The following is a 24,553-nucleotide window of genomic DNA, read 5'->3' as shown; positions in this document are numbered from 1 at the left end:
CTCCGCCAGCCGAGCGCATCGATGGCGTGTAACGGTTCGTGCGGCCTCTGCTCGTCTGCCGAACGAAACAGAACACGTCGCGGCGCGGAGCGAATCGATCAAATGGACGTGCGACCCAGCCATTCGCGGAAATGCTGTGCGCGCGGCGGGCGAAACGCCGTGCGCTCCTGATTTTTCGGCGTGCCGATAAACAGGAAGCCGAGCAGCTTGTCGTCGGGTTCGAAATCGAGAGCGGCTTTGAGTTTCTCGTCGTAGGTGTCGATGCCGGTGGCCCAGAAGCCGCCGTAACCGAGCGCGTGAATGGCATTGAGCATGTTCATTGTCGCGGCGCCCACGCTCAGCATCTGTTCAAGCTCCGGGATCGGCCCGCCAGCGACGATCGACGCGCCCAGAGCGACGATGACCGGCGCAGCAAACGCTTTCTCGCGGCGATTTTCATGTGAGGAGCGTGGTGTGCCAGGTTGGCGCGCCGCGGCGACATCGATGAGAATTTCACCCAGGTCCACGCGCGCTTCGCCTCGAATAAAGGCGAAGCGCCAAGGGCGCAGGCGACCGTGATCGGGGGCGCGTAGTGCAGCGTCGAAGATCAATTCAAGTTCGGCATCGCCAGGCCCAGGCTCGATGAGCGGCCACGCTGATTGTCGTGCGAACAACGGTTCAAAAAACGCATCGCGCGTGGGTATTGCTGCGGATGTCAAATGAGTTTGCGTTTTCGATGTAACAGGCATATCCATGGCTTTATCCATTTGAAGAATCTGTTCCTATGATGATCACAAAATCGCTTATTTGCAAATGATTCTCATTCATTGAATTTTGCCGGCAACTGATTTATGCTGTTGCAGTGGCAAATGCATACGGCGAGGCAACAGTAGAAAGGGACGTTGGCGCATCTGCGGATGCGCTGACCGAGCGAATGTGTGCAGGCCGGACGAGATCGATCAGAGAGGCATCGCTGATTCGATTTTTCACTCGTCTATCGAGACCTCATACGACCGCTGCGTGATCTGGCCGGATCAGAATTGCGTCGGACTACTGAGAGTGCAGCAATTTCAGTATGCCGTGTGATGTGTCGCCTTTGCGCTCAAAGATCTGAAATCGACGATGGCGAACTATGGAAAGGAATTCGCACGAACATCAATGAGGATCGATTCGGAATCGTTCCTCAGTCACTCACAATGCTTTTCGACTGAAGGGATTGCTCTGGGTAATTGCTGGGCAGACGGCAGTTGGAGACGCAAGCGAAGCCCCCGCACCGGTTTGGTCAGCTGGAATCCTGGACGTCACTGGTATTACGTTCCGCGCCCTCGTTTCCCGCGTGCTTCATGAGGCCCGGTGAGATCGCGTTGACGCTCACGCCCTGTGCGCCGAATTCCGATGCGCGCGCGTGAGGCCAATCATCAGATGAGCAAGGCGTGACGGCAGGCGGCGCGCGACGAATCGTTTTCGGACTAACGTCGCAATTGACATCAAACTAGCTCGCCACGCCGCGAAAGAAAACTTAGCGCGAGCACCGCAAAAATCAGCACGCCCGTGGCCACCTGCTGCCAGTAAAAATTCCAGCCGCTCAGCAGTAAGCCATTTGCTACCAGACTCAACAGCAGCACGCCCAGCAGCGTCCCTGGCACATTGGGGCGCCGGGCACGCGAAAGCGTTGTGCCAATAAATGTCGCGCCAATCGCATTGAGCAGATAGCCATTACCGGCTTGCGGCACATAAGCTTTCACCATCGATGAAAGCAGCAGGCCCACGACGCCATAAATGAGTGCGCCCGCAACAAACGTCGCCAGGATTGTCGCCGCGACGGGCAGGCCCGAATACCGCGCGACGCCAGGCTGGGTGCCGAGCGCCGCGCTATAGCGCCCGAACACCGAATGCGCGAGCGCGACATGTACGACCAGCGCGAGCACGGCAACGATCCACAGCGGCACCGGCACGCCCGCGAAGGTGCCGTGTGCGAGCGCACTGAACAATGTCGGCAGATCGACGCCGAGCAGATAGATCGGTTGCCCGCCGTCCGTCGCGAGTTGCTGAAGGGTCTGGCCGATGAACAGCGTGCCGAGCGTCGCCAGAAACGGCGCGATCCCCAGGCCCGCAACCAGTACACCGTTGAACAAACCCACCAGCAAGGCAGCACTGAGCGCCGCCACCGCTGCCGGCAGCACGCCGACATGATGCGCGCTCAGCACCACGAACACGAGACTGCTGACGTCGATAGCCGTACCGATCGACAGATCGACCGCGCCGATCGACAACGCGAGCGTCATGCCCAGCGCGGCAATCGCCAGCAGGGCGAAGTTGTTGAGCAGGACATCGGCGAGATTGCCGGGCCGCGCGAAGCCTGGCGAGCACAGTGCGAAGAACACGCTAACGGCGATCAGCGCGCCAGGCAGCGAAAAGCGCTGAACGCGCGTGAACCAGTCAGTCATGAGCGTCGATTCCGAGGTGACGGCGGCGCAATAGTGCCGTGGTGGCGACGACGAACAGGATCAGCGTGCCTTCGACGCCATTGACCCAGTAGCTGGAGACGTTGTCGAGCTGAAACCCGTTGCCGATAACGCCGATAAAAAGTACCGCGAGCAGCGTGCCGGGCATGGTCGGCACCATGCGTCGCGAGAACACCACGCCGAGCAGCGCGGACGCGACCACGGCCAGCAGGTTTTCGCCTGCGCCCGGCGAGCTGCCGCTGAGCAGCGCCGACGACGCCAATGCCGCCAGCGCCGCCGCGAGGCCGCCGAGCAGATAGCTTGAGGCCACATAGCCACGTACGTTCAAGCCTGCCGCCCGCGCGGCCTGCGCGTATTCGCCGCTCGCGCGCAGGCGCAGCCCGAACGGGGTGTAATGCACCAGCACGGTAAACAGCAGGGCGACGGCCAGCAACGCCGTGGCGAGATGCGGAATGCCGAACGCGCCTTCGTCGATCAGAAAAGCCAGCAGCGGCGAAGCAGCCGGTACCGACGTGTTCTGCGTGAGCACGAGTTCGAGGCCAGCGCAGAGGTTCATCGTCGTGAGCGTGGCGAGCAGCGGCAAGATGCGCAGGCCGAGCACCGCGAATGCGTTCAGCGCGCCGACTGCCACGCCCGCCGCGAGCGCGAGTCCCACGGCCGCCGTCGCCGACACGCCCGCGCGCAGGGCAACGGCATGCACGGCGGCGCACAGGCCCATGTTCGCCGCGATCGACAGATCGAGGCCACCCTTGATCGGATCGGCGCCGCCGCCGATCAGCACGGCGGTGAGCCCCAAGCCCAGCACGCCAACCACGGCCGATTGCTGCACGATATTCGCGAGATTCGCGAGCGTCAGAAAAAGCGGCGAGGTGGCCGCGAAAACTGCGAACACCAGCGCGAACGCGAGCATGGCTGCGCCGCGTACCCAGAATTGAGTGCTTGCGATGCCGCTGGGACGCGTCGCGCCCGTATGGGCGCGATCGTCGTTGAGCGGGTCGTTCGAACGCAGCGCAACGCGCCCGATTGCCTTGCCGCTCATGCTGCGTTCTCCTGTTTCAGTACGCCCGAGTTGCCGGTACGCGCGAGCGTGGCCCACGCAAGCAGGTCCTGGGTGCTGAGCGCATGCGATGGCGCGTCCTGCACGATTGCGCCGCGCGCCAGCACCAGCACGCGGTCAGTCACGTCAAGCAGTTCGTGCAGATCGCTTGAGAAAATCAGCACGGCCGCGCCTTGCGCGACCAACGCGTCGATCAGCCGGTAGATGTCTGCTTTCGCGCCGACATCGACGCCCACCGTCGGCTCGTCGAGGATATAGATGGCGGCACCATCGTCAGTCGCGCGGCCCAGCCACTTACCGAGCGCTACCTTCTGCTGGTTGCCGCCCGACAGATGCCGCACCGGCGCGAGCGGGCCGGGTGTACGCACGCCGAGCGTGTCGATCAGCGTGCGCGCCGCTGCCGTTTCCCGGCGCGTGTTGACCAGACCGAAGCGACTGAAACGCGCGAGCGCGGTCAGCGAAAGGTTGTCACGCACGGGCATGGCGGTCATCACGCCCTGGCGGCGGCGATCCTCGGGCACGAAGGCGATACCTTTGCGCACCGCATCGGCGGGACGCAGCAGGCGCACGGTCTTGCCGCGCACGCGCAATTCGCCCAGCACGCCGCGCTCAAGACCGAATAGACTGCGAACCAGCGGCTTGCCGCCCGAACCCACCAGCCCTGTCACGCCCAGCACCTCGCCGCGCCTGAGCGCGAACGACAGCGGCCCGAAGCGGCCCGGCGCATGCAGATCGCGCGCCTCCAGCACCACGTCCTGAGACGATGTCGCGACACGTCGCGCACGCGCCTGCGGCTGCTCGCCGAGCATCGCCGACACCAGCGTTTCGACGGGCGTTGCGCGGGCATCGACGTGAGTGACATCGACACCGTCGCGCAACACGGTCACGCGATCGCAGAGCGAAGCGATCTCGTTCAGATAATGCGAGACGTAAAGAATCGTCAGGCCACGCGCGCGTAGCTGATCGATCGTCCGCAGCAGGCGGTCGACCTCGCGGCTGACGAGTGCGGCAGTGGGTTCGTCGAAGACCAGGATGCGTGGCGAGCGGATCAGCGCGCGGGTGATCTGCACGATCTGCTGCTCGGCGACGCTGAGTTCGCCGATCAGCCGGTCAGGCGGCAAGGCGATGCCGAAATGCTCGTCCAGCGCTTCGGCGGCACGCCTGCGCATGCAGCGCCGATGGAGCGGGAGCAGGGCACGCAGGCTTCTCACGCGCGGCGTCACGACGGGTTCGTCGCCGAGTGCGAGTGCTTCGGCCACGGTGAACGTCGGCGACAGCAGCCGCTCCTGATGAATGAAGGCGATCTCGCTGCGCGTGCTGGCGTCGATCGCCATGCCGTCGACGTGAATCTCCCCCGCGTCCGCGCGTTCCAGACCCGCAAGAATCTTGATGAGCGTCGATTTGCCCGCGCCGTTCTGCCCGATCAGGCCATGCACGGTGCCGCGCGCAGCGCTCAAGGACGCGCCGCGCAGCGCCTGCACGCCGTCATACTGCTTCATGAGACGGCGCAGTTCGAGTGCGGGAACTCCGCCGTTCGATGAGATCATGCCGGCGTGCTCACTTCGACGCGATCTGGCCGGTCTGTGTGCCCTGGCCAAGCGATTTCTGCACGTCGCCCGCGTTGTCCTTGGTCACCAGAATCGAGGGCACGTAGGTGTAGGGCGGCAGATTGCGCTCGCCGGCGAGATAGCGCGCCACATTGTCGACGGCCGTTTTGCCGATGAGCGCCGGTTGCTGCGCGACCACGGCGGCGGCGCTCGACTTCGGGTCCTTCACGAGCGTGACGACGTCCGGACTGCCATCGACGGCATACGTGCGAATCTCGTTGCGATGCGCCGCATCGACGGCCTGGGTCGCGCCCACTTGCGGCACGTCCCACGCAGCCCAGATCGCCGAGATTTGCCCCTTCGGATACTTCGCCAGCAACTGGCTCACCTGAGCGTAGGCGCTTTGCACGGTGTTCGGGATCACATCGCGCAACTCGGGCTCGATGATGTGAACCTTCGGGTAGTACTTGAGCACGGCCTTCAACTGGTCGTAGCGGATCGCGCACACGGGCACGCCGTAAAAACCGTTGAAAACGAGAATATTGCCTTCGCCGTGAATATCGTTGACGAGCTTGAGCGCCAGTTGCTCGCCGATGAAAAAATTATCGGAGGTGGTGTCGTTCAGGCTCGCCGGCGACGCCGTGTCGATCGTGAACAAGGGGATGCCAGCCTGGCGGATTTTCTGCAGCCACGGCTCCAGCACCGTGGCGGTGCCGAGCTGTTCGATGATGGCGTCGGGTTTCTGCGCGATGAGCGTCTGGATCTGCGCGATCTGGCGGTTGTCGTTACGTCCCGCATCGAGCGCGATGGGGGTGCCCCCCAGACGCCTGACCTCGTCGATGGCGCCCTGGTAGGCCTTGAGATCCCAGTAATGATCGGTGCCGATCGCCGTGATGCCAATACGTTTGCCTTTGAGCGACGGTACGTCGGCGTCGCCCTGGGCATAGGCGGGTGCGCTGGATCCGGCCAGTGCGCCAAGCGTCGCCAGTGCGATGGCAAGGATCATGGCGGCGCGTTTGAAGGGGGCTTGAAGGTGGAGTGTCGCGTGGCTCATGTCGTCGTCGATTCGTTGTCACGGCGTTTCCCACGTGCGGGTCACGTGTTTGCCAGGAAAGGGCGGAAATCGCGCTGTGCTGCGAATCTAAGCGGCATGAGCGTAGCGGCAAAACATTTAATCGAGCTAAGGATAGAACGCCTGATGTGAATTGCTTCTGGATAAATCCGGTCGCGCTGTAGTTTGTTGGCGGGTGCTACCGGTGATGGTGCTGGAGCCTGTGCAGTGACCGGAAAGGGTCACGATCGACCTACTGCACGGTGATGGTCGCTTTCATGTACGGATGGATGCCGCAGTTCACGTTGTACACCCCCGGCTTGTCGAATTTGAATTGATACGTTTCGTTCTGGTCGAGCGCGGCGGAGTGGAATATGCCAGCGTCATTGACGACCGAATGTGGCTCGCCGTCCATATTTTTCCAGGTCACGGTGGTGCCGGCCTTGACCGTCAGGGACATCGGCGAAAACATAAAATTTTTGATGACAATCTCATTGGAGTCCTGAGCATGGGCGGCAGGCGATCCGATGGCTAATGCTGTCGTGAGCATGACGCTCCCGAGCGCAATGAACGCAAGGCGAAAGAAAGGGGAGTGCATGGCCAGGCTCCTTGTTGAATGATGAGCTTCACGTCAGGCGAGCGTCGTGTCGGAAAGCGTCGCGACAAGCGGATGGGGCGAGATCCTGATGCTCGTCACGCCAAGCATCTTTGGCAGTTGATCGCTCGGCACCGTCAACGGCCCAGGGCCGGGGCCATTGCCAGCCGTCGGTTGCGGATAGGCAGTTGACCGTGCGGTGTGGAAGGTGATATTGCCTTCGACCTTGGAGACGATCTGATGGATATGACCATTCAGAACGGTGACGGAGCCGAACCGCTTCAGGTAGTCCATTGCTTGGCCCGCGTCTCCCGTGCCCCAGCCCCAAGGTTCGTAAATCGTCCACATCGGCATATGCGTAAAGACCACGATCGGCGTGCTGGACGTGCGCCCCTTCAAGTCGTTTCCGAGCCAGGCGAGCTGGTCTTCACCCAGACTCCCCAGTCCGTTCGGCTTGAAATGCATCACGTTGACGAGCCCGATGAAGTGCACGCCGTTATGGTCGAAGCTGTAGTAGCCCCGGTTGTCGGACGGCTGGCCGAAGCGTTTGAAGTATTCGCCCTGCGGCCCGTCCGTCACGTCATGCTCGCCGGGGACTGTGTGCAACTCGGTGATGTTCAACCCGGAAAGCAACTGGCTTGCAAGATCGAATTCTGCCGGTTTGGAGAGATGGGTAATATCGCCCGTGTGAATCGTCAGGGCTGGCTTGACCGGCATGGCGTTGACGTAATCAATCGTCTGTTTGAGCGTTCCCGCCACGTCGGGATTGGCTTCCTTGTTGAAGCCGATATGGGAGTCGCTGATCTGCAGGAAAAGAGGAACGCCGGAAGCCGCCTGGTTGTCCTTGTCGCCAGCGGCAAGGGCCAACTCCACTGGCGTGAGAACACCACCTGCCAGTACGAACAGAGTGCCTGCGCCACCAAAAGCGAGGCATTTCAGGGCGCTGCGGCGCGACGGCTGGGAAGGAAGATCTGAAGGCATGGTGTCCTCTCGACTGATGACTGGATTGGGGAAGCGCGCTACCGGATCAATCCGGAGGACTTCCAGGGCAGGTTCCAGACGTAATACCGCGGAGGTGTCCGTTTTATTCCCGGTCGCCAATCGCATTCTTGTCGCGTGATGGATCTGCCGCTGCCGGGAATAACAGGCGCCTGCCCGCGGTATGACAGACAAGGCACCCAAATGGGAGATCGAAATGGACATCATCGACCTAGCCCGTGCGTCGGGATTGACCGTTATCCTCGATGGCAGGATTGGACGCGAGGAGTACCAGAGCGTATGCGGTTCGGTATCGGCGTTACAGCGGTTCGCGGAGTCGCTGAAGCTGTACGCGGCGCACCAGCGTGACAGCGCCCCGCACGGGTTGTCGGCGGCCAGCGCGTTTGGCCGGTTGCGCCGGCGCATCAGCAAACTGGCGAGAACAACGGGCGCCATAGCGAAGCCCGCGCGAAGCATGTCGCGTATCGTCCAGCGAAGTCAGAGGCGCGCCGTCGATGGGACGTCCGCCCGGGCGACGCAGTGAGGATCGGGGTGCAAGTCTTTCTGCGCCGTCTTCAGCTTGCCTCGGGCCTGTTGATGCTGATTTATCTCTTTCTGCATCTGGTCAATCACGCGCTCGGTATCGCGTCGCTCGACCTTGCGGGACGCGGTCTCGTCCTCGCGCTGCGACTGTGGCGCAGCACGCCTGGTACGATCGCCCTGTATGGAGCCGCATCGATTCATTTTGCGCTGGCGTTGCACACGATCTATGGGCGGCGGCACTGGGCGCTGCCGGCCGCCGAGTGGATCCGTCTCTGGGCAGAGCTCAGCCTGCCAATGCTGCTGATCCGCCACGCAGTGACGACCCGCCTCGCGTCGACGCTCTATGGCTTCGAGCCGGACTACGAGCGTGTCATCGCCGTGCTGCTCACGAGCGGCACGCAGGGTCTGCAGCTTGCGCTGCTGGCTCCGGGCTGGATACACGGCTGCCTGGGCGTGTGGTTCCGATTGCGCCACTATGCGTGGGCGCGGCGCGTGAAGCCTGCCCTGCAGGCGTTCATGATTCTGTTGCCGTTGCTGTCCGCAGCGGGCTTTATCCGGATGATGCGAGTGGTCGAGGGGACGAACCGCCTTCCTCCTCGCGCCGATCCGACGCTCGTGGCCCACCGATTCGCGCTCGACGCCTGGCGTCACAATCTCCTCACCCTGTATTTCGCCCTGGTTGCCAGTGCCTTGATCCTGGGCCAGTTGCGCAACGGTCTTGAACGTCGAAGGCTGAGGAGAGACTCACTGAGTCCCTGAGGAGTTGAAGAGACATACGCCCGCGCGAGTGATTACCTCATCTTCCTGGCGTGGTATCACATCCTGAAACAATGTCGCGTATCCCAGGACGGCGAAACTTGCGATTGCCCGTCTATCTTGCGCATAGGGCAATATCGCTTCATATCGTGAAATGTCCTTTGTAGGCCCATGATTTATTGGCGATTTTTAGGGGTTTCGCGCGGATGGGGTGACGGCCTGTTCGGGGCGGGGTTGGGATACGCTAACTATCAAGCGTTTCAAATCCAGTGGCTGCCAGTAGTTTCAGGAGGCAGCAGTGACCCGACTTTCAATCTCGTGGAGCCATGTGATGTTGCACGTTTATATCGAGCCCCTGCCTAAGGGGCAATGGGGGCCAGTCGATGGCTATTGCATCGAAACCCTGGACGGTACAAAGCTCTCGGAGCAACGCCTTGCCTCCGAAACGCTTGCTGTGAGCGCAGCAAAATTGCTCGGTTATATGCCGCTATTGGCGACGGTACGCATTCCAGACAAGGCGAATAGCGAGCATTGGAGATCCGCAGGAAAGCAGGTTGTGGTTGCCTAGCGTGAGTTGTGCCTGAGCGGTGTACCGCCGCTCACGGCTTCATGCAGAAGTGGAGGTACGTCGGCTATTCGCTTGGCACCTTCGCTGGAAGATCGTCAGGAAACGAAAAAGCCCGCTTGATTGCGGGCTTTTTCTCTTTCGCGTGGCTGACTTTTTCACAGCGGCCCGGATCTGGAGAAGGTAGCGGAAGACAGACTACGTCATATTTACGGTCACTCTCCAGCGCCGGGCATCTTCGCAACGAAGCGCACGATCATACTCGCGCCGCGCGTGGCGATGTCTGCTCGATCCAGAGCGATCGGAGGCGCGCGAACATCGCGGCAGATACGGCCAGCAAGGGCACCGTAATCCTGCACGGGCTCAAAGACTGTTAGCAGACTCATACAGCCGTTCCAGCGACAGGTTCGTCCGCTACCAGAGCGGCAGACTAAATAGACCTGTACTGCCTAGAACTTATGACGGATGCCAACGCGTAGCGCGAGCTGCCTGTCGGTCGATGACGGAGTCAGCCCGGTGATCTGGGCAACCGCCTGGCTGCCCGTCGAGTCAATGCCACTGGCCTTTTCATAAACGGCAATCGTGTAAAGGTCGGTTCGCTTGGAGAGGAACCAGTCGAGCCCGGCGCTGAAGAGATGATAATCCGCACCATGCTTGCCTCCGGCACCGCCGTTTCGGGTGTAATCGTACGCAATGCCTGTGAGCAGCGAAGGTGTGATCTGATATTGCAGGTTGATTTCGACGTTGTTGAATGCGGCGGCGCCAGCGTAATGCAGTGGGTTGGGGCCCGCCGACGATCCCAGATTGTCGAAGCGGGTATTCGAGTACGCCACGTTCGCATTGAGCGCGCCGAGCGTCAGTCCGACACCTGCTGCGGTAATCTCCATACGACTGGCCGAGGCATAGCCCGCGAAAACGGGATTCGATTCGGGGCTGGTAGCACTGCCGAAGCTGCCGAGGTTGTTGCTCGTCGCGGGTCCGGCATTCGGATTCGCGCCGAAGAACGAGGTGTTCGGGTTGCTCACGTTGAGATAGGCCGCACCGGCGGAGAATGGCCCTGCGGCATACGATGCGCCCGCGCCCCAGATCGAGTTCTGCGCGAAAGAGCCGGCAACGCCGCCCAGCCCGAGGATCGCTTCGGCGGTAAGCCCGTGCCAGGTGGCGCTGCGCAACTTGATCGAATTGTTGATGCGCCGGGTGTTCTGCGCGTTGTCCAGATCGCCGGGGTGAGCGCTCATGTAACCGCCCCATTGCGGCGCAGCCAGATAAGGTCGGAAAAGATCGACGACCGGATCGTACTGGCGACCCAGCGTGACCGTCCCGACATCACTTTTAATTCCAGCATAGGCCTGTCGTCCAAACATGGCGCCCCCCTGGTTGAGCGCGCCATTGTTGCTGTAGAAGCCATTTTCAAGCAGGAAAATCGCTTTCATGCCCGCGCCGAGATCTTCAGTTCCCGTGATCCCCCAACGGCTTCCTTGCAGGCCCGCCGACCCGCCTTCGATCATGGCGACCTGATGGCCGCCCGTGAAACCGGTGGCGGTCTTACCCTTCTGGACGTTGTTCGTATAGTTGATGCCGCTGTCGATGACGCCGTAAAGCGTCACGCTGCTTTGCGCACGGCTAACCACCGGGTAAGAGGTGCATGTAATAAGGATGCCAAAATAAATGGCCGACTTCTTCATTCGCGATGTCTCCAGAGCGCTGATTGTTATTGAACGGCGCTTCGATGGAGAAGCGCCGCAGTTACTGCCTAGTGATGTGAGTTGGCCATCGAGCCGGCCTGGTCAGTTTCCGGGTGTTCGTTGAGGCGCAGCAGCAAGGTCATCAGAAACGCGAGCACCAGCAGACCGGAAAGGAACAGCAGCCCAGGCGTTGCGCTGGCGCCCGCACCCTTGATATAGCCAATCGCAAACGGCCCCACAAAGCCGCCCAGATTGCCGATGGAATTAATCACGGCAATGGAGATCGCTGCCGTCGAGCGGGACAGAAACAACGTAGGCAGCGCCCAGAACGGCGACTTGAACGCATAGAGTCCAGCCAGACTCAGGCTGATCATGGCGATCGACAGATACGGGTTGTTCGAGAGGCCCGCACCCAGCAGCGCCGCTGCGGCCACACCAAGCGGGATGGCCGAATGCAGCCGCCGTTCGTTGCGCCGGTCGGAATTTCTCGACCACAGCACCATGACGAGGGTCGCGAAGATATACGGGATCATCGCAATCAGGCCGATCTGCGTATGACTGAGCGAGGTTGAAAATCCCTTGATGATCTGCGGCATCCAGTAGCCCACGCCCAGGCTGCCGCACTGATACACGAAGTAAATGAACGCCAGATACAGCACTTTCGGATTGCCCATTGCCTTGAACGAGCCGAAGTGTCGCGCGTTCGGCCGTGCCCGTGCGTCCGCAGCAAGCTGGCCTTGCAGCCATTCGCGCTCGGCGGGCGAAAGCCATTTCGCGTCGGCGGGCCGGTCGCTCAGGAACAGGAAGCAGACGATGCCGCCAATGATCGCAGGCGCACCTTCCAGCACGAGCATCCAGCGCCAGCCGCTCCACGAGAACCACTGGACGTGATCCATGATCCAGGTGCTCAGCGGCGCGCCCACGATATAGGAAACCGGAATGGCTGCCGTGAAAAGCGCGACCGTGGTGGCCAGTTCCTTCGCACGAAACCAGTAAGTCAGGTAGACGATGATGCCTGGAAAAAAGCCTGCTTCGGCGACTCCCAGCAAAAAGCGCACGACGTAAAGCTGGGTCGCGGTGTGGACGAAGGCCGATGCGACCGAGATTGCGCCCCACGTCACGAGAATCCGGGCAATCCAGACCCGTGCGCCGAACCTGGCGAGCATGGCGTTGCTTGGCACTTCGAATAAAAAATAGCCAATGAAGAAAATGCCGGAAACGAAACCGAACGCCTCGCTGCTGAGCGCCAGCTCCCGGTTCATCTGCAACGCTGCGTAGCCAATATTGGCGCGATCCAGATAGGAAATGATGTAGAGAACAAACACGAACGGGATGATGCGCCAGGCGATCTTGCGCACGACCGCCCGTTCGTCGAGGGGTGTGATGGGGGAATGCATATGTCTCCTGCGGCGGGGGACGCCCGCCGCGTGCCTCTGAAATGCGATTGACGCGACGCGTGCGGATCAGGCCCGAGCGGTCGAAAACACCATGCAGACCGGGCTGCCCGATTTTTCGACGAAACCCGTGGGCGCGAGGCGGCCTGACTGCGCATCGATTGAAAATGCGACGATGGTGTCGCTGTCTTCGTTGAGCGCGTACATGAAGCGGCCGTTGGGCGTGCTTGTCATGAAGCGGGGCGTCTTGCCGAGCGTCGGATCGGCGCCGACGAACCGCAGATGACCGTTCGAAGCATTGATGCTGAAGACGGCGATGCTGTCGTCGCCGCGATTCGAGGCATAGACGAAACGTCCACTGCGATCCACTTCGATTTCCGACGCGCGACTGTTGCCCGTGAACGTATCGGGCAAGCTGGACAGCACCTGCAACGGCGTAAGCGAACCCGTGACGGCGTCGTATCGATACGCGGTGACGGTGGAGTCGAGTTCGTTGACGACCCAGGCGTACTGGCCGTCCGGATGGAACGCGATATGACGCGGACCGGCGCCTTCGCGCGATTCGACGAAAGGCTGGGCGGCGGGCGTGAGCGTGCCGTTTTCGAAGCGGAACGAGAACGTGCGGTCGAGTCCCTTGTCCGGAACGATCACGTACTTGCCGCCAGGGCCGAACGGGTTGAAATGTGGCTTCGCCTGCTTCTGCTCGATGCGATGCGGGCCGATAGGGCCGTCCAGATGCACCAGTTGCGTGAGCGGTTCGAGCGATCCGTCGGCGGCGATGGGCAGCACGGCAAGACTTGCGCCGATGTGATTCGACACGACCACGTAACGCCCGCTCGGGTCGATTGCGAGGTGCACGGGGTTCTTGCCCTCGGTGCTCTGGCGGTTGATGAAGGTGAGCTCGCCGCTCGCCGGATCGACCTTGAACGCGCTGATGTCGCTCAGATCGCCATGCACGGTATAGAGCCGTTCGCCATTGGCCGAAAGCGCAAGAAACGACGGATTGACGAGGTCTTTCACGAGCTGGACGAGGGTGAGCGCGCCGGTCTGGGGATCGACCTGATACACGCTGATGCCATCGCCGCGGGCGTTACGTTCACGCGTGGTGCGCGAGCCGACATAAGCAAACATGGGGTTCATTCCTTTTAAATCTCGTTGGCCAGAGGCCGGTTTTGCGGCAAAGACCGGCGGGCCCACCAGCCCCGAAAGTGCCAGCGCGCCCAGCGAAGCGCCCGCCTGCACGAGCCTGCGACGCCTCGCATCGAAGGGCGCACGCCATGCGTCGCCGCCGCTCTTTTCCATGGTTGTCTCCGGATTGTTATGTTTGGGGTTTTCACTATGATTGCATTTTTGCCTGTAAAAGTGCAAAAATACAGTCATGGAAAACACTGACACCCCACTGACCGGCCACCTCGACGTTGCTGGTGCACGCTTGCGATACGTCGATCTGCTGGCGATGTTCGGCGCGCAACTCGCCGAATTGCCCGTTGTGCTGCGTCTGCTGCTCGAAAACGTGATCCGCAACACGGAGGGCGACGAGCGCCGCGCCGCCATCGACGCCATCCTTGCGTGGCGCGCGCGGGGCACGAGCGAGCACGAAATCGCCTTTCAGCCCAATCGCGTGCTGATGCACGACACGACGAGCACGCCCGCACTGGTCGATATCGCCGCGATGCGCGACACGCTTGCCGAAGCGGGCGCCGATCCGGCTGCGCTCAATCCGGTGCTGCCGGTGGATTCGTCGGTGGATCATTCGCTTGCGGTGGAATTTTTCGGCGAGCGCGAGGCGGCGCCGAAGAATCTCGCGCTGGAGCTGCGCCGCAATAGCGAGCGTTACCGCTTCCTGCGCTGGGCGTCGCAGTCGCTCACGGGCGTGCGCATCCATCCGCCCGGCACGGGCATCATGCACACGATCAATCTGGAGCAACTCGCGACGGTCGTGACGCGGGTGGAGCGCGATGGTGGCGGTGAGCGTGAGAGCTGGGCCGTGCCCGACACGATGATCGGCACCGACAGCCACACGCCGATGATCAACGGCATCGGCGTGCTGGGTTGGGGTGTGGGCGGACTCGAAGCGCAGACGGTGATGTTCGGTATGCCGGTGATGCAGCGCATTCCCGACGTGATCGGCGTTCGTCTTACGGGCGCGCTCAAGCCGGGCGCGCTCGCCACGGATCTGGCGCTGACGGTTACGCAGCGCCTGCGTGCAATTGGCGTAGCGGGGGAATTCGTCGAATTCTTCGGTTCCGGCGTCGAGACGTTGAGCGCCGGCGAGCGCGCAGTCGTGGCGAACATGGCGCCAGAGTATGGCGCGTCAACGGGCTTTTTCCCGGTCGATAGCCAGACGCTGGACTATCTGCGCACGACGCATCGCAGCGAGGATGCCATCGCCCTTGTCGAGGCGTTCACGCGCGCGACAGGCCTCTGGTTCGACCCGCACGCCACGCCGCGTTACACGCGCACGATCGAAATCGATCTCGCGACCATCGGCATGCACGTGGCGGGCCCGCGCCGTCCGCAGGATCTGCTCGATTACACGGCGCTGCCTGCCGCGCTGGCGAAATTCGAATTCGCGCCGAAGCCAGGCGCCCATACGCAGCATGCGGATATGCCGCGCCACCCCGTGGCGATTGCCGCGATTACGAGTTGCACGAACACCTCCGATCCCGCCTTGCTGATCGCTGCCGGTCTGGTCGCGCGCAAGGCGCATTCGAAGGGCCTGAGCGTGCCTGCGTGGATCAAGACGTCGCTGGCGCCGGGGTCGCCCGCCGCCGCGCATTATCTGGCGCGCGCGGGCCTGACCGATGATCTGGCGGCCGTGGGCTTCGATATCGTCGGCTATGGCTGCACGACCTGCATCGGCAATTCCGGGCCGCTCACGCAAAGCGTGCGCGAGGCGCAGGCCGAAGGCAGCATCTATCCCGTCGCCGTATTGTCGGGCAACCGCAATTTCGCGGGCCGTATTCATCCGGATCTCGATTTAGGTTTCATCATGTCGCCGCCGCTTGTGATTGCTTTCGCGCTGGCAGGCAATGCCGAAATCGATTTGAACCGCGAACCGGTGCAGATTGCCGCCGACGGCACGCCGGTCTTTTTGCGCGATCTGTGGCCCACGCGCGAGGAGGTGGCGGCGCTGGTGACGCAGTCGGCCGACCCCGAGGACTATCCGCGTGCGTTTGCGGTGGCGAGCCGCAATCCCGCCTGGTTCGATCTCGATGCGCCGTCGTCCGCGCGCTTTCCGTGGGACGCGCAATCGACGGCCTTGCGCCGGCCGCCGTTCGCGGCCGCCGATCAGGGCAGCCAGCTTGGGCACTATCGCGCGTATCCGCTGCTGGTGCTGGGCGACGACATCACCACCGATCACATTTCTCCCGCGAGTGCGATTCCGAAGGACAGCTTCGTCGCCGACTTCCTGGTCTCGCGCGGCGACGACCGTGACGACCTGAACGTGTTCGCGTCGCGGCGCGGCAACTGGGAAGTGATGATGCGGGCGGCGTTCTACAACAAGACGCTCGTCAACCGCCTGCAAGCGGGCATGCCGGTCGCACACACCCTGCATGTGCCGAGCGGCGACGTGCTGCCGATCTTCGAAGCCGCGCAGCGTTATGCCGATGCGGGCGACGCGGTCGTGCTGGTGGCAGGCGAGCGCTACGGCACCGGTTCATCGCGCGACTGGGCCGCGAAGGGCCAGCGTCTGCTGGGTATTCGCGCCGTGCTGGCCGCGAGCTTCGAGCGTATCCATCGCTCGAATCTCATCGGCATGGGGATTCTGCCGCTGCGCTTCGCGCCCGGCACGCATCCGGATACGCTCGCCCTTGGGCCGGGTGATATGCTCGACATCCAGGCGGACGCCGCGACGATCTCTCCGCGCTGCGCGGTGCCGGTTCGGATCGTGCGCGCCGATGGCCGCATCGAATCGATCGACGTGCGCGCGGCCGTGGAAACGCAGCTTGAATGCCGATTGCTGCGCTCGGGCGGCGTGATTCCGCTGATCCTGCAAAACACACTCGCAACCGGGAGCCATTGAGCGACGCCACGTGTTGCGGGAATAGCTGAATGAAATGATCGACCAATCCATCGCGACCCAGATACTCGACCTGATCCGCACCGAAGGCATGGAGGCCGGCGCACATCTGCCCGCGCAGATGCTCGCTGACCGTCTGCGTGTGTCGCGCTCGCCCGTGAATGAAGCGCTCGCGCTGCTGCACGAGAAGGGCGTGCTCACGCGCGAGAAGAATCGCGGGTTTTTCGTGGCGCGTCCGGTGATCGAGTCGCTGTCCGACGTCGTGGAAGAGCTGGGTCTTTCCGAAACCGATCTTGTCACCCGCGTGTATTTCCAGATCGCGGATGACCGGCTCAAAGGTCAGTTGCCCGATACGTTTTCCGAGCAACTGATCCGTACGCGCTACAGCCTGACGACAGGCCAGTTGACCGCCGTGTTAAGCCGCATTGCGCAGGAGGGGTGGGCCGAACGCAAACCCGGTTACGGCTGGGAGTTTTCGCCGATGCTCACAACGCCGGATAGTCTGCTGAAGTCGTACCGCCTGCGTCTTGCGCTGGAACCGGCCGCGTTGCTCGAACCCGGCTACAAGCTGGATCGCAAGGTGCTCGAACGCTGCCGGGAGGTGGAAAAACACCTGCTGGCAGGCGGCATTGAAACCGATACCGCGGATCAACTCCACGAACGTGGCGTGCGATTCCACGAATCGCTGGTCGAGGCTTCGGGAAACAGCTTTTTCATCGACACGATCCGGCGCGTGAATCGTGTGCGGCGACTGCTGTCCTATCGTTCGATGCAGCATCGCGAACGTTACGTCGAGCATGCGAAGCAGCATCTTTACGTGCTCGAACTGCTCGAACATGAGCGCAACGAGGACGCCTCGGAGGAACTGCGTCAGCATTTGCTGCATACGCTCGATGCGCTGTCGAATATCCGCGAAATCTTTGAACCGTAATAGACGCCCGGCACGCGGCGTCGCACACATCACTTATGAATATCGATCCCGCTGTCGTTGAGGCTTTCGCACCCACGGGCGTCTTGCGCGCCTCCATCAATCTCGGCAATCCGATTCTTGCCAATCGCGATTCCGCCACGGGCGAGCCGTTTGGCGTATCCGTGGATCTCGCCCGTGATTTTGCGGCGTATCTTGGGTTGCCGCTCGAACTCGTGGTGTTCGATGCGGCCGGCAAGTCCGTCGAGGCCGTGAGCGACGAACGCGCGGATTTCGGCTTTTTCGCGGTGGATCCCAAGCGTGGCGAGACGATCGCGTTCACCGCGCCTTACGTGCTGATCGAAGGGTTCTATCTCGTGCGCGAGGATTCGCCCGTTCGCACCAACGCCGACGTCGATACAGCCAATCATCGCGTGGCCGTTGGCAAGGGCAGCGCCTATGATCTCTTCCTCACGCGCGAATTGAAGGCGGCGCAGATCGTGCGCGCGCCAACGTCGCCAGCGGTGGTGCAGACCTTCATCGAGCAAGGGCTGGAGGTGGCCGCAGGGGTCAAGCAGCAATTGCAGGCCGATGCGAGCAAGGTTGGCGGCTTGCGTCTTCTGGATCAGCGTTTCATGGTGATTCGCCAGGCGATGGGCGTCGCAAGGAGCCGGGGTGAGCAGGCTGCCGCGGTGCTCGCGGATTTCGTTGAGCAAAAGAAAGCATCGGGATTCGTCGGCGATGCGCTCGCGAGGCATGGCATCGAAGGCGCTTCGGTGGCCCCGGCTGCTTGAATACGTGAGCGTGGGCCTTTGCCAACCGCGTTGTGCGCTCGCCTGCAAAGTACGCCTGGGCACGGTGTGGCCGCGAACCACGTCGCGTGAACAGCAACCCGGTTCGCGGAACAAGAGCTTCGCGCGAACTTGTCCTGCAACGCTGGCCGGCGTTTCACCGGCCGTCGTCGTCACTGTGTGGCATGAACCAGGCAGATGAATTTTGCCGCGCCCCTGTCGCCTCACTTTGCTTGACGACTACCGGGCCGCGCTTTCTCTGCGGCGCAGTAAATCAAGGCGTTTTCGGCACACCCAGCCGCTCGACCAGCACCGATAACAAATCGATCGGCAACGGAAACACAATCGTCGAGTTCTTGTCCGCGGCAATCGTCGTGAGCGTCTGCAAATAACGCAACTGCATCGCCTGCGGTTGCAACGCGAGCCGTTGCGCGGCTTGCAACAATTGTTCGGAGGCCTGCAATTCGCCTTCGGCGTGAATCACCTTGGCACGCCGTTCGCGCTCGGCTTCGGCTTGGCGCGCAATCGCGCGGATCATCGTTTCGTTGAGGTCGACGTGCTTGATTTCCACGGTCGAGACCTTGATGCCCCACGCGTCCGTCTGCGAGTCCAGCGTCTTCTGGATATCGGCGTTCAATTGTTCGCGCTCGGCCAGCAGCGCATCGAGTTCGTGCTTGCCGAGCACCGCGCGCAAGGTGGTCTGCGCGAGCTGGCTCGTGGCTTCGAAGTAGCGCGCGACCTGGATCACGGCCTTTTCCGGATCGACCACGCGGAAATAGACCACGGCGTTCACCTTCACCGACACGTTGTCGCGCGTGATGACGTCCTGCGCGGGCACGTCGAACACCACGGTGCGCAAATCGATGCGCACGGCCTGCTGTACGACCGGCAGGATGAACACGAGGCCCGGCCCCTTGACCTTCCAGAAGCGGCCCAGCATGAACACGACGCCGCGCTCGTACTCGCGGAAGATGCGGATGGCCGACACGGCAAGCAGCACCGCCAGCAATATCAGCAGACTCGAAAAACCAAACGTGAAACCGATCATGGCGATGCTCCTCCCGAATGGGGCGACTACCGGGGTGCTTCCTGCCTGGGGGCTGGTTGCTGTCGTTCTTGCGGTGCGGCGGTGTCGCCCAGCGGCGCGACCGTGAGCATGAGGCCGTCGCGCGCCGTCACACGCACGCGTGTGCCTTTCGTCAGGGCAATCGCGCAAGCCACGCGCCAGCGCTCGCCGCGCACGCGGGCCCAGCCGATTGCCCAGCCGCTCACCTTTTGCGCGTCGCCATGCTCGATCTGCAAGCCCTCGTCGATGACCTCGCCGACACTGCCGACCATCGCTTCCGCGCCGGTCACCACGGGCCGCCGCCGCGCGCGCAGCGCGACGCCGGAGACGCAGGCGACGAACACCGCGCCGCCCAGCGTCAGGCCCGCGATCAGCGGCAGCGGAATGCCGTAGCCGGGTACGTCGGTGTCCATGAGCATCAGCGCGCCCACGGCGAACGCAATGATGCCGCCGAAGCCCAGCACGCCGAAGGTCGGCAGGAACGCCTCGGCGATCAGGCAGCCGAGCCCCATCAGCACGAGGCCCAGGCCCGCGTAGTTCACTGGCAGCAGTTGCAGCGCGAACAGGCCGACCAGCAGGCAGATGCCGCCCGCCACGCCCGGCAGCACGAAGCCTGGATTGGCGAATTCGAAGAACAGGCCATACACGCCGATCGTCAGCAGGATCAGCGCGACGTTCGGATCGGCGATGATCGCGAGGAAGCGGCTGCGCCAGTCGGGGGCGACGTAGACGAAGGGGGCGTGCGCCGTCGCCAGCCGCACGCTGCCCGCCGCAGTGGCGATGACGCGCCCATCGACCTTATGGGCGAGATCGACGGGATCGGTCGCGACCAGGTCGATCACGTGCTGGTCGAGCGCTTCATTGGCGGACAGGCTCACCGCCTCGCGCACCGCGCGTTCGGCCCAGGCCGCGTTGCGCCCGCGCAGCTGCGCGAGGCCGCGAATGTACGCGGCCGCGTCGTGGGTCATCTTGCGGGTTTCAGTGGAGGCGGTGTCGCTGGGCAGCGGTGCGGAAGCGCCGGAACCAGACGACGCCGTCGACGGCCCGGAAGGTATGCCAGGCGTGCCTGGCGTGGCGGGCGCAGTTGCCGGAGTCGCCGGAGCCGGCTGGGCGGGCGACCCCATGCCAAGCTGCACCGGCGACGCCGCGCCCAGGTTCGTGCCCGGCGCCATCGCCGCGACATGGCTGGCGTAGACGATGTAAGTGCCCGCACTCGCCGCGCGCGCGCCGCCGGGCGCAACGAATGCCGCCACGGGCACGGGCGAGGCGAGGATCGTCTTGATGATCTCGCGCATCGCGGTATCGAGGCCGCCAGGCGTATCGAGCTGGAGAATCGCGAGCGCCGCGTGCTGCTGCGCCGCGCGGTTGAGCGTGCGGACGATGAAATCGGCGCTGGCAGGGCCAATTGCGCCATCGACGCTCATCACCACGACCGCGCCAGGCGCTGCCGCCCACGCGTTGATGCGCGCGGCCACCGTCGACACCGCCGCGAGCATCAGCAACAGCGCGACACGCACTAGCCGCGCCGATAGCAGCGAGTGCACACGGCGGGAGTGAGGCGGCAGCGTGTCGTGCTCCGCCGCCCGGGTGGGGCGATGAGCGCGCATCGGAACGTCCGGACGGGCAGTGGGGTGGCCCGATATTTAAAGATTAGGCGCTTTACGAACGTTGCGTAGATAGCCGCAACCCTTATGCGCCCTTATGCGTCCCGTATGTGCCCCTTAAGCACCCCCTAGATCAGCGCGTGTTCCTCACCCACCTTGAACACGGCCACCAGCCGGTCGAGTTCGGCGGCCTGCTGCTTGAGGCTTTCCGCCGCTGCCGCGCTTTCCTCCACCAGCGCCGCGTTCTGTTGCGTCACCTCGTCGAGTTGCTGCACCGCATCGCCGATCTGGCCGATGCCCGCACTCTGCTCGACGCTCGCCGAGGTGATTTCGCTCATCATCGTGCTCACGCCCTGCACCTGCGCGACCACGTCGCTCATCACGCGGCCCGCATCGGCGACGAGCCGCGAACCCGCATCGACCGTCCCCGCGCTGTGCTCGATCAGCGCCTTGATTTCCTTGGCGGCCTGCGCGCTGCGCTGCGCGAGGTTGCGCACTTCCGACGCCACGACCGCGAAGCCGCGCCCCTGCTCGCCCGCGCGCGCGGCTTCGACCGCCGCGTTGAGCGCGAGGATATTGGTCTGGAACGCAATACTGTCGATCACGACGATGATCTCGGAGATCTTGCGCGACGCCTCGCTGATCTGTTCCATCGTGCTGACGACCTGACCGACCACTTCGCCGCCCTGCGAAGCCGCCGTGGACGCCGTGCTGGCCATCTGCGCGGCGGTGCGCGCGGTGTCGGTGTTGTTCTTCACAGCGGCCGTGATTTCCTCCATCGACGCGGCCGTGCGTTCGAGATTGCTGGCTTGTTCTTCGGTGCGCTGGCTCAGGTCGGCGTTGCCCATTGCGATCTGCGTCGAGCCGATCGCAATGGACGTCGACGATGCGCGCACGCGCCGCACCAGCGTGCCCATCGACGCCACGAAGCGGTTGAACGCATCGGCCAGTTGCCCGACTTCGTCGCCGGTCTCGACGGTCATCTGGCGCGTGAGGTCGCCCTGGCCGTCTGCGATTTCGGCGAGCAGGACGGCGGCGCGGCGCACCGGCGCGGCAATCGCACGACCGACCAGCAGGATCACGCCGAGCGCGGCGGCCAGGCCCACCACGGCGGCAATCAGCGTGGCCGTGCGGATCGTGCGCTCGAACGGGCCGAGCAGTTCGGCCTGCGGCACCTCGACCACGACGTAGGCGTTGAGTTCGGGGACGAGCGAGGTCGCGATATAACGCGTGCCGCCGGGCGCGGGGTAGGTCGTCGATGCATAGGGCTTGCCGCCCAGCAGCGAAGACGCGACATCGGCAGGCATGCCCGGCATGTCCTTGAGGAAGTGCTTGCCGTCCACGAGCGAGGTGTCGCGGTGCATCATGATCGCGCCGTCCGGGTGCACGAGGTACGCGAAGCCGGTCTGGCCGATTTTGTAGCTGGAAATGCCCGCCGCGAGCGCATCCACCGAGAGCGCCATGCCCGCGACGCTGGTGGCGTCCGCGCCGCCCGTGTTGCCCGTACCAGTCGCCGCACTACTCGCCGCGCCGTCGCCCTGCACGCGCGCATTAATGAACATCATGTAACCGCCGACGGCGACGTCGCGATCCATGTTCACTTCATACGGCTTGCCGCTGGCGAGAAAGGCCTTGAGCCAGCCATCCTGCTCGCCGATCTTGCGTTGCAGTCCGGCCTCCGTGTAGTAATTGCCGGTCTTGGCGGAAATCCATTGCACGCTGGCGGCCTTTTCCTCGGCCTTGATGTTGGCGGCAAGGCGCGTCCAGTTGGCCGCGCCCGCTTCGGGCTCGCCATCGGCTTCCCATTGCTGGAGGAAGGGATTGAGCGCGATGGCGCGCGCGGCGGTGATCGGCCCTGCGAGCTGGCGCTGCACGTCGGCGCGGATGCCGTTGACGGCCGTGGGCAATTCGTCCTGCACGACGCGCTCGCGCACCGTATCGCCGATCAGCCAGATGCTCAGCCCGCTCGATATGCCGATGAAGATCAGCAGGCAGGTGGTCATGCTCAGAACCAGCTTGTTCTGGATGGAAAGTTTGCGCCAGATGGACATGAAAGTTTTTCGTCAGCTCGGTTGCGTCAGCGATGGAACGGGGGCCCGTTAAGACGTTATCGGTCGTTGCTGACGGAAACTTCATGGGATTTCGCGTATAGGGCGTATACGCTGGCGGCGGCGGTGGGGCGGACGGGTTTTGTGCAGCGCGCTGGCGAAGATCGGACGGTATTCGGGGCTATATTCGACGTTTGAACGACGCCGCAAGCAAGGGAGAACGATGCGTAAAAAGGTCAGGAAGACAATGAGCGCGCTGCTTTTCGTGGCGCTTTCGATTCACGTGGCGAGCGCGAGCGCGCAAGCCCCGCAGTGCCAGCCAACGCAGCTGGCCTTGAGCCTCGACGATGGCGGCGGCGATTTCAACGGCATGTCGCACGGCGGCACGTATGTCATGCTGCGCAACCGAGGCAGCCGCGCGTGCCAGCTCCCAGCGCGCCCCGATGTGGCGTTTCTGGATGCAAACGCGCAGACGCTACCAACGTCGATGCAGCCGACGCCTGGCATGCATCCAGGCCCGGTGTTGCTGCCGGTGGTGATCCCGCCGCACGCGACCATAAAGGCGAGCCTGCGCTGGGTCACGGGCGAGGTATTCGACGACACGCAATGCGTCGATACTGCGTCGCTGCGCGTGAGCATCGGGGAGGGCGCAGTGACCGCACCGCTCAGCGCCCATCTTTGCGGCGCGCGTGCGCAAGGGCCGCAATATCAGTACGTCCCGTTCCAGCGCAAACGGCCGCCGACAAACTGAAGCTGCAATGTGAAGCGGCAATTCGAGCGATTTCAAGGATTGCGCAGAAACACGACGTAGCCGCGAAACCACGGATTCGCGTCGAGATACGGTGGCGCTTCCCACACGCCGCCCTGAATGATGCCGATGCGAAACGGCAATTGCAGGCGCGCGACGCGCGGCAGGTACGCGTCGTAACGCGTGATCGTGCGGCGGCCCTGATAGGTCTGCACGACCACTTCATCGACGATGTGCTTGAGCTGGTTGACCTGATCCGCGTCGATCCGGCTGCTCCAGTCGAGCAGACCCGTGATGCTCAAGCGGCAATCGGCAGGCAAGGTCTCGCGCAGCGTGCGCAAAAAATCCAGGTAGTCCTGAAGATGCAGCGTACGTGCGTCGAAATCGATCTGGATGCCGCTGATCGCGTGGCCCGATGCACGCCAGCGCGCAAGCTGCGCCAGCATGATCTGCGTGACACGCGGCGTCCAGCGCAGCGTATGCGCGCGATAGACGAGCCAGAGGCGTGCATGGGGCGCATCCGGCGCCGCCACGCCCTGGGCGATGAAGCGCACTTGCGATTCATCGCCGGGCGCGGCTTCGATCTGGCCTTGCAGGACGTAGACCGTGCGCGCGTCGTGCAACACGGCCTGCGGCTTGACGCCCGCCCACAGCCAGAACGAATCGTATCGCGCGGCATCGACCGTGCCCGCCGACGCTGCCGGCACGGATGCGATGCATGCCAGCAGCGCCATGCAAAACCAGCGCTTC

The 24,553-nt window shown here is 63.2% G+C and carries 21 protein-coding genes; 7 read left to right on the top strand and 14 right to left on the bottom strand.

Annotated elements, in window-relative coordinates; translation table 11 throughout:
- Positions 1-98 precede the first annotated feature (98 nt).
- The 7 genes from BBA01S_RS18530 to BBA01S_RS18500 all read right to left on the bottom strand — a co-directional run bounded on the left by BBA01S_RS18530 (position 99) and on the right by BBA01S_RS18500 (position 7,675).
- A complete protein-coding gene (locus tag BBA01S_RS18530) occupies positions 99-728 on the bottom strand; it encodes a nitroreductase family protein (RefSeq protein ID WP_027817761.1) in 630 nt (209 codons plus the stop codon).
- Positions 729-1,466: 738 nt separating this feature from the next.
- Entirely contained in the window at positions 1,467-2,426 is a 960-nt protein-coding gene (locus BBA01S_RS18525) for an ABC transporter permease (protein WP_027817760.1), read from the bottom strand.
- On the bottom strand, positions 2,419-3,483 hold the full coding sequence (locus BBA01S_RS18520; protein ID WP_027817759.1) for an ABC transporter permease: 1,065 nt from the start codon (positions 3,481-3,483) through the stop codon (positions 2,419-2,421). The genes BBA01S_RS18525 and BBA01S_RS18520 overlap by 8 nt, the downstream gene beginning before the upstream one ends.
- Positions 3,480-5,048, bottom strand: coding sequence for a sugar ABC transporter ATP-binding protein (locus BBA01S_RS18515; protein WP_027817758.1), 1,569 nt, complete (start codon positions 5,046-5,048; stop codon positions 3,480-3,482). The genes BBA01S_RS18520 and BBA01S_RS18515 overlap by 4 nt, the downstream gene beginning before the upstream one ends.
- Positions 5,049-5,058: 10 nt before the next feature.
- Positions 5,059-6,054: a sugar ABC transporter substrate-binding protein gene (locus BBA01S_RS18510; RefSeq protein ID WP_027817757.1), complete on the bottom strand. Its 996-nt coding sequence runs from the start codon at positions 6,052-6,054 to the stop codon at positions 5,059-5,061.
- Between the two features lie 298 nt (positions 6,055-6,352).
- Positions 6,353-6,649 carry a cupredoxin domain-containing protein gene (locus BBA01S_RS18505; RefSeq protein WP_245641528.1) on the bottom strand — a complete coding sequence of 99 codons (297 nt, stop codon included), beginning with the start codon at positions 6,647-6,649 and terminating at the stop codon, positions 6,353-6,355.
- An 81-nt stretch (positions 6,650-6,730) separates the two neighbouring features.
- Positions 6,731-7,675: a metallophosphoesterase family protein gene (locus tag BBA01S_RS18500; protein ID WP_027817755.1), complete on the bottom strand. Its 945-nt coding sequence runs from the start codon at positions 7,673-7,675 to the stop codon at positions 6,731-6,733.
- Positions 7,676-7,889: 214 nt separating this feature from the next.
- On the opposite strand from BBA01S_RS18500, the gene BBA01S_RS41735 reads away from it, so the two are divergent.
- The 3 genes from BBA01S_RS41735 to BBA01S_RS18485 all read left to right on the top strand — a co-directional run bounded on the left by BBA01S_RS41735 (position 7,890) and on the right by BBA01S_RS18485 (position 9,539).
- Positions 7,890-8,216, top strand: a complete 327-nt coding sequence (locus BBA01S_RS41735) for a hypothetical protein (protein WP_156965984.1) — start codon at positions 7,890-7,892, stop codon at positions 8,214-8,216.
- 8 nt (positions 8,217-8,224) lie between these two features.
- A complete protein-coding gene (locus BBA01S_RS18490; protein ID WP_245641520.1) occupies positions 8,225-8,974 on the top strand; it encodes a hypothetical protein in 750 nt (249 codons plus the stop codon).
- A gap of 295 nt (positions 8,975-9,269) precedes the next feature.
- Positions 9,270-9,539, top strand: coding sequence for a hypothetical protein (locus BBA01S_RS18485; RefSeq protein WP_245641519.1), 270 nt, complete (start codon positions 9,270-9,272; stop codon positions 9,537-9,539).
- A gap of 446 nt (positions 9,540-9,985) precedes the next feature.
- Here the strand turns inward: BBA01S_RS18485 and BBA01S_RS18480 are convergent, their stop codons facing one another.
- From BBA01S_RS18480 to BBA01S_RS18470, 3 genes are all read right to left on the bottom strand, one after another.
- Positions 9,986-11,221 carry a porin gene (locus BBA01S_RS18480; RefSeq protein ID WP_027817752.1) on the bottom strand — a complete coding sequence of 412 codons (1,236 nt, stop codon included), beginning with the start codon at positions 11,219-11,221 and terminating at the stop codon, positions 9,986-9,988.
- 68 nt (positions 11,222-11,289) lie between these two features.
- Positions 11,290-12,618: an MFS transporter gene (locus BBA01S_RS18475; RefSeq protein WP_027817751.1), complete on the bottom strand. Its 1,329-nt coding sequence runs from the start codon at positions 12,616-12,618 to the stop codon at positions 11,290-11,292.
- 66 nt (positions 12,619-12,684) lie between these two features.
- Positions 12,685-13,746 (bottom strand): lactonase family protein, encoded by a 1,062-nt coding sequence (locus BBA01S_RS18470; protein WP_042297519.1) that lies wholly within the window; start codon positions 13,744-13,746, stop codon positions 12,685-12,687.
- A 247-nt stretch (positions 13,747-13,993) separates the two neighbouring features.
- On the opposite strand from BBA01S_RS18470, the gene acnA reads away from it, so the two are divergent.
- Genes acnA through BBA01S_RS18455 form a run of 3 tightly spaced genes read left to right on the top strand, consistent with a single transcriptional unit; the run spans position 13,994 to position 18,340 of the window.
- On the top strand, positions 13,994-16,642 hold the full coding sequence (gene acnA, locus BBA01S_RS18465; RefSeq protein WP_027817749.1) for an aconitate hydratase AcnA: 2,649 nt from the start codon (positions 13,994-13,996) through the stop codon (positions 16,640-16,642).
- Positions 16,643-16,676: 34 nt separating this feature from the next.
- The gene (locus tag BBA01S_RS18460; RefSeq protein WP_027817748.1) at positions 16,677-17,570 is read left to right on the top strand and encodes a GntR family transcriptional regulator; all 894 of its coding nucleotides are present in this window, start codon (positions 16,677-16,679) and stop codon (positions 17,568-17,570) included.
- 35 nt (positions 17,571-17,605) lie between these two features.
- Positions 17,606-18,340: an ABC transporter substrate-binding protein gene (locus BBA01S_RS18455; RefSeq protein ID WP_027817747.1), complete on the top strand. Its 735-nt coding sequence runs from the start codon at positions 17,606-17,608 to the stop codon at positions 18,338-18,340.
- A gap of 271 nt (positions 18,341-18,611) precedes the next feature.
- On the opposite strand, the gene BBA01S_RS18450 is transcribed toward BBA01S_RS18455, so the two are convergent.
- From BBA01S_RS18450 to BBA01S_RS18440, 3 genes are all read right to left on the bottom strand, one after another.
- Complete coding sequence (locus BBA01S_RS18450; RefSeq protein ID WP_027817746.1) at positions 18,612-19,385, bottom strand: slipin family protein; 774 nt, start codon at positions 19,383-19,385, stop codon at positions 18,612-18,614.
- A gap of 26 nt (positions 19,386-19,411) precedes the next feature.
- Positions 19,412-21,010 carry an NfeD family protein gene (locus BBA01S_RS18445; protein ID WP_084162280.1) on the bottom strand — a complete coding sequence of 533 codons (1,599 nt, stop codon included), beginning with the start codon at positions 21,008-21,010 and terminating at the stop codon, positions 19,412-19,414.
- Between the two features lie 125 nt (positions 21,011-21,135).
- The gene (locus BBA01S_RS18440; protein WP_027817744.1) at positions 21,136-23,058 is read right to left on the bottom strand and encodes a methyl-accepting chemotaxis protein; all 1,923 of its coding nucleotides are present in this window, start codon (positions 23,056-23,058) and stop codon (positions 21,136-21,138) included.
- Between the two features lie 244 nt (positions 23,059-23,302).
- On the opposite strand from BBA01S_RS18440, the gene BBA01S_RS18435 reads away from it, so the two are divergent.
- Positions 23,303-23,806 carry a DUF4232 domain-containing protein gene (locus tag BBA01S_RS18435; RefSeq protein WP_027817743.1) on the top strand — a complete coding sequence of 168 codons (504 nt, stop codon included), beginning with the start codon at positions 23,303-23,305 and terminating at the stop codon, positions 23,804-23,806.
- Between the two features lie 32 nt (positions 23,807-23,838).
- Here the strand turns inward: BBA01S_RS18435 and BBA01S_RS18430 are convergent, their stop codons facing one another.
- Positions 23,839-24,537, bottom strand: a complete 699-nt coding sequence (locus tag BBA01S_RS18430) for a DUF3142 domain-containing protein (protein ID WP_407668323.1) — start codon at positions 24,535-24,537, stop codon at positions 23,839-23,841.
- Positions 24,538-24,553: the final 16 nt, after the last annotated feature.

Origin of the sequence: Paraburkholderia bannensis NBRC 103871 (assembly GCF_000685015.1) — a bacterium.
In the GTDB taxonomy this organism is placed as follows: Bacteria; Pseudomonadota; Gammaproteobacteria; order Burkholderiales; family Burkholderiaceae; genus Paraburkholderia; species Paraburkholderia bannensis.
Note: the sequence above shows the minus strand (reverse complement) of the source record. Positions and strands in the feature narration are given on the sequence as shown.

Excerpts from the sequence above, each read along its gene's own strand:
- BBA01S_RS18530 (WP_027817761.1), bottom strand. The coding sequence starts at position 728 with ATGCCTGTTACATCGAAAACGCAAACTCATTTGACATCCGCAGCAATA.
- BBA01S_RS18430 (WP_407668323.1), bottom strand. The coding sequence starts at position 24,537 with ATGGCGCTGCTGGCATGCATCGCATCCGTGCCGGCAGCGTCGGCGGGC.
- BBA01S_RS18470 (WP_042297519.1), bottom strand. The coding sequence starts at position 13,746 with ATGTTTGCTTATGTCGGCTCGCGCACCACGCGTGAACGTAACGCCCGC.
- BBA01S_RS18520 (WP_027817759.1), bottom strand. The coding sequence starts at position 3,483 with ATGAGCGGCAAGGCAATCGGGCGCGTTGCGCTGCGTTCGAACGACCCG.
- BBA01S_RS18475 (WP_027817751.1), bottom strand. The coding sequence starts at position 12,618 with ATGCATTCCCCCATCACACCCCTCGACGAACGGGCGGTCGTGCGCAAG.
- BBA01S_RS18435 (WP_027817743.1), top strand. The coding sequence starts at position 23,303 with ATGAGCGCGCTGCTTTTCGTGGCGCTTTCGATTCACGTGGCGAGCGCG.
- BBA01S_RS18505 (WP_245641528.1), bottom strand. The coding sequence starts at position 6,649 with ATGCTCACGACAGCATTAGCCATCGGATCGCCTGCCGCCCATGCTCAG.
- BBA01S_RS18510 (WP_027817757.1), bottom strand. The coding sequence starts at position 6,054 with ATGATCCTTGCCATCGCACTGGCGACGCTTGGCGCACTGGCCGGATCC.
- BBA01S_RS18525 (WP_027817760.1), bottom strand. The coding sequence starts at position 2,426 with ATGACTGACTGGTTCACGCGCGTTCAGCGCTTTTCGCTGCCTGGCGCG.
- BBA01S_RS18480 (WP_027817752.1), bottom strand. The coding sequence starts at position 11,221 with ATGAAGAAGTCGGCCATTTATTTTGGCATCCTTATTACATGCACCTCT.
- BBA01S_RS41735 (WP_156965984.1), top strand. The coding sequence starts at position 7,890 with ATGGACATCATCGACCTAGCCCGTGCGTCGGGATTGACCGTTATCCTC.
- BBA01S_RS18450 (WP_027817746.1), bottom strand. The coding sequence starts at position 19,385 with ATGATCGGTTTCACGTTTGGTTTTTCGAGTCTGCTGATATTGCTGGCG.
- BBA01S_RS18455 (WP_027817747.1), top strand. The coding sequence starts at position 17,606 with ATGAATATCGATCCCGCTGTCGTTGAGGCTTTCGCACCCACGGGCGTC.
- BBA01S_RS18515 (WP_027817758.1), bottom strand. The coding sequence starts at position 5,048 with ATGATCTCATCGAACGGCGGAGTTCCCGCACTCGAACTGCGCCGTCTC.
- BBA01S_RS18500 (WP_027817755.1), bottom strand. The coding sequence starts at position 7,675 with ATGCCTTCAGATCTTCCTTCCCAGCCGTCGCGCCGCAGCGCCCTGAAA.
- BBA01S_RS18445 (WP_084162280.1), bottom strand. The coding sequence starts at position 21,010 with ATGCGCGCTCATCGCCCCACCCGGGCGGCGGAGCACGACACGCTGCCG.
- acnA (WP_027817749.1), top strand. The coding sequence starts at position 13,994 with ATGGAAAACACTGACACCCCACTGACCGGCCACCTCGACGTTGCTGGT.
- BBA01S_RS18460 (WP_027817748.1), top strand. The coding sequence starts at position 16,677 with ATGATCGACCAATCCATCGCGACCCAGATACTCGACCTGATCCGCACC.
- BBA01S_RS18440 (WP_027817744.1), bottom strand. The coding sequence starts at position 23,058 with ATGTCCATCTGGCGCAAACTTTCCATCCAGAACAAGCTGGTTCTGAGC.